The following is a 4099-nucleotide window of genomic DNA, read 5'->3' on the forward strand; positions in this document are numbered from 1 at the left end:
CTTTATGGGGAAGGAATTGACCTATAAGCAGGTTTATAACTATGCGAAAAAATTGGCTGCTTATCTGCAATCATTGGGAATTGAGAAAGGAGATCGGGTGGCAATCATGCTCCCAAATACTCCGCAATCAATAATCAGCTACTATGCAATCCTGATGGCCGGCGGGATTGTCGTACAGACGAATCCTCTGTATATGGAACGCGAACTTGAATATCAAATGAAAGATTCAGGCGCTAAAGCAATTATTACCTTAGATATTTTATTTCCTAGGGTTTCAAAAGTCATCGCGAACACGGATTTAGAGAATGTAATTGTAACCGCTATCAAAGATTATCTTCCTTTCCCTAAAAACCTTGTCTACCCATTTATCCAGAAGAAGCAGTATGGAATTATCGTAAACGTCAAACACGAAGGTCAGAACCACCTTTTCAATGAAATTATGAAGCAGCCTGCTGGTCAGATTAAAGAGTATGAATTTGATTTTGAAGAAGACCTGGCATTATTGCAATACACCGGCGGAACCACCGGATTTCCTAAGGGTGTTATGCTGACGCATAAAAATCTGGTTGCGAATGCAGCGATGTGTAATGCATGGCTCTATAAATGCAAGCCGGGTGAAGAAACGGTACTTGGCATTCTCCCATTCTTCCATGTGTATGGAATGACGGCTGTCCTGATTCTATCAGTCATGCAAGGGTCGAAGATGGTCCTGCTGCCTAAATTTGATCCGGAAACGACATTGAAAACAATCCAGAAGCAAAAGCCTACTTTATTCCCAGGAGCTCCGACGATTTATATTGGTCTGTTGAACCATCCTGACCTGAAAAAATACGACTTGTCTTCGATTGATTCTTGTATAAGCGGCTCAGCCCCTTTGCCAGTTGAAGTCCAGGAACAATTCGAAGAAGTTACCGGTGGAAAGCTTGTAGAAGGATATGGTTTAACAGAATCATCACCTGTCACACATGCGAATTTCCTGTGGGACAAAAAGAGAGTAAAAGGGAGCATTGGTGTTCCTTGGCCGGATACTGACTCTGTAGTTCTATCAATGGAAACTGGCGAACCGCTGCCTCAAGGAGAAATCGGCGAAATAGCAGTAAAAGGGCCTCAGGTTATGAAGGGATATTGGAACAGGCCGGAGGAAACGGAACAGGTCCTAAGGGATGGCTGGTTATTGACCGGAGATCTTGGCTATATGGATGACGAAGGTTATTTCTACATCGTCGACCGGAAGAAAGATATGATTATTGCCGGAGGTTTCAATATATACCCTCGGGAAATTGAAGAGGTTCTGTATGAACATCCTGCGGTACAGGAAGTAGTCGCAGCTGGCATTCCAGATCCTTACCGTGGCGAAACAGTCAAAGTGTATGTCGTTCTTAAGGAAGGCGCTGAAGTTACAGAGGCGGAGCTTAATGAGTACGCGAGGAAACACCTGGCAGCTTATAAGGTTCCAAGACTTTATGAGTTCAGAAAAGAGCTGCCGAAAACGGCGGTTGGTAAGATCCTTCGCAGGGCACTGGTAGATGAAGAAAAAGCAAAAAGACAGGAAGATGAACAGAAGCGAGCTTAATTTTAAAGCCGGCTCCTAAATCGGCTCTTTCTTTTTGGATATAATGGCTTGTCCAAATGAAACACATTTCCTTGACAGAAATGTGACTGGATACTATTATAAAAATATGAATGACGATTCATTCAGTATACTATTTGCAGATTAAAATCGTAAACGGGAGTGTGTCACTGTAGCATTTTAATGCTTGTGCTTTTCCTGGAGCGGGAGTGAAAGTAATGAAAAAAAACAGGCCGAAATACATGCAAATAATTGACGCAGCAGTTGTCGTTATCGCTGAAAACGGCTACCACCAGGCTCAAGTGTCTAAAATAGCCAAGCAAGCTGGAGTGGCCGATGGGACAATTTATTTGTACTTTAAGAATAAAGAAGACATTCTGATTTCTCTGTTCCAGGAGAAAATGGGTTACTTCGTTGAAAACATCGAACAAAAAATTGCAGGAAAAACAACGGCGACAGAGAAATTATACATGTTGGTGGAAACGCATTTTAAGATGCTTTCCAAAGACCGGCATCTTGCAATTGTAACCCAGCTGGAACTAAGGCAGTCAAATAAGGATCTCCGGCATAAAATCAACGAGGTGCTGAAAGGCTACTTAATGCTGATTGACAGAATCATTATGGAAGGCATAGAGAATGGAGAGTTTTCTAGCTCCCTTGATTTGCGTCTTGCAAGGCAGATGATTTTTGGGACGGTAGATGAAACTGTCACTTCATGGGTAATGAATGAACAGAAATACAATCTTCCAGACCTGGCTAAAGCAGTCCATCAGCTTCTGATTAACGGCTGTGGTTACCAGGACACCAAACCGGTCCTCTAATTAGGCTCTTATCTCAACCTTTTCGGCAATTTGCCCCTTAGAGATTTTAATAGGGCCATAAAGCAACTGGGAGTGAGGAGCATGTAATAAGGCTGTGTTAAAATCAATTTTGATTTTTAGCACCTGTTGATTGGAGCGGAAGGCACTCGACTCCGCCGAAAATGCTAACGCATTTCCATCGTGCGTGGGCAGATTCGAGGAAGCTGTTCAATGTCCTGCGGGCTCACCTGACGCCCAGCGGAAAGTGAGTGCCTGGAGTAGAAATCAACAGTCTAAGTTAATACAGCCCTAATAAAAAGGGAGGGGAAAATGTGGAGTATCTTAAGTGGTCAATGGAGGACAGGATTGCAACCATTACAATTACCCGTCCGCCAGCCAATGCACTTTCATCAGGATTGCTGAGAGAACTTTCAGCAGTGCTTGACGAAATCGAGGGGAATCAGGAGATCAGAGTGATACTGATCCACGGTGAAGGAAGATTCTTCTCTGCGGGAGCAGATATCAAAGAATTCACGACAATCAAAACTGGCGAAGATTTTGCGAAGCTTGCAGAATATGGCCAGGACTTATTTGAACGAATGGAATATTATCCAAAGCCTATTATTGCTGCCATCCATGGCGCAGCATTAGGCGGAGGGCTGGAGCTGGCCATGGCTTGCCATTTCCGTCTTGTAGCTGAAAATGCCAAGCTGGGATTGCCGGAACTGCAGCTAGGATTAATACCTGGATTTGCTGGAAGCCAGCGTCTTCCTCGTTATGTAGGTGTTGCAAGAGCTGCTGAAATGCTGTTTACAAGTGACCCAATTTCGGGTACAGAAGCAGTGCAATTAGGACTAGCCAACCATGCCTACCCTGAAGAGCAGTTACTTGAAAACGCATACAAGATGGCTGGCAAGATTGCAAAGAAAAGCCCAGTGTCCATCGGTGCAGCGATCAAACTGCTTAACCATTCGAAGACAGACTCCTTCTACAAGGGAGTAAAGGAAGAAGCTAAGCTCTTCGGAGATGTTTTCCTTTCAGAGGATGGGCAGGAAGGTATCCAAGCTTTTCTTGAAAAAAGAAATCCGGAGTTCAAGGGAAAATAAGCAAACCTTTTAGCGGTAACTATTTTTTTAATGTAAATTATTTTAATCTTTAGAACAGCTAAAATGTTTGAATACTTAGGAGGTCAAATAATGAATATCTACGTTCTAATGAAAAGGACATTTGATACAGAAGAAAAGATTTCAATCGCAAACGGCAAAATCAATGAAGATGGCGCTGAATTCATTATCAATCCATACGATGAGTATGCGATTGAGGAAGCAATCCAGGTAAGGGACGCTCACGGCGGTGAAGTGACGGTTGTCTCAGTGGGCAACGAAGAAACTGAAAAACAGCTGCGCACAGCACTTGCGATGGGTGCAGACAAAGCAGTACTGATCAATATCGAGGATGACGTTGAGAATGGTGATCAATTTACAACTGCGAAAATCCTTGCAGAATATCTAAAGGATAAAGAAGCAGACTTGATTCTTGGCGGAAATGTCGCAATCGACGGCGGCTCCGGACAAGTAGCTCCGCGTGTAGCTGATCAGCTTGGAATCCCTTATGTCACAACAATTACTAAGCTTGAAATCAATGGTTCTACTGCAACGATCACAAGAGATGTAGAAGGAGATTCAGAAGTACTTGAAACTAGCCTTCCGGTTCTTGTGACTGCACAGCA

General features: G+C 43.4%; 4 protein-coding genes. All 4 read left to right on the forward strand.

The genetic code is table 11. The annotated features are described in order from the left end of the window. Positions 1–1573, forward strand: a 1573-nt coding sequence (locus tag WB217_RS03725; RefSeq protein WP_423990761.1) for an AMP-binding protein, incomplete at its 5' end; no start/stop codon positions are given. Positions 1574–1788: 215 nt separating this feature from the next. Beyond that, positions 1789–2391, forward strand: coding sequence for a TetR/AcrR family transcriptional regulator (locus WB217_RS03730; protein WP_423990763.1), 603 nt, complete (start codon positions 1789–1791; stop codon positions 2389–2391). 311 nt (positions 2392–2702) lie between these two features. Then, a complete protein-coding gene (locus WB217_RS03735) occupies positions 2703–3476 on the forward strand; it encodes an enoyl-CoA hydratase (RefSeq protein ID WP_423990765.1) in 774 nt (257 codons plus the stop codon). Between the two features lie 90 nt (positions 3477–3566). Next, positions 3567–4099, forward strand: a 533-nt coding sequence (locus WB217_RS03740; RefSeq protein WP_423990767.1) for an electron transfer flavoprotein subunit beta/FixA family protein, incomplete at its 3' end; no start/stop codon positions are given.

The organism is Mesobacillus sp. (assembly GCF_049588175.1).
In the GTDB taxonomy this organism is placed as follows: domain Bacteria; phylum Bacillota; class Bacilli; order Bacillales; family Cytobacillaceae; genus Mesobacillus.

Coding starts and splice junctions, on each gene's coding strand:
- WB217_RS03730 (WP_423990763.1), top strand. CDS start 1,789: ATGAAAAAAAACAGGCCGAAATACATGCAAATAATTGACGCAGCAGTT.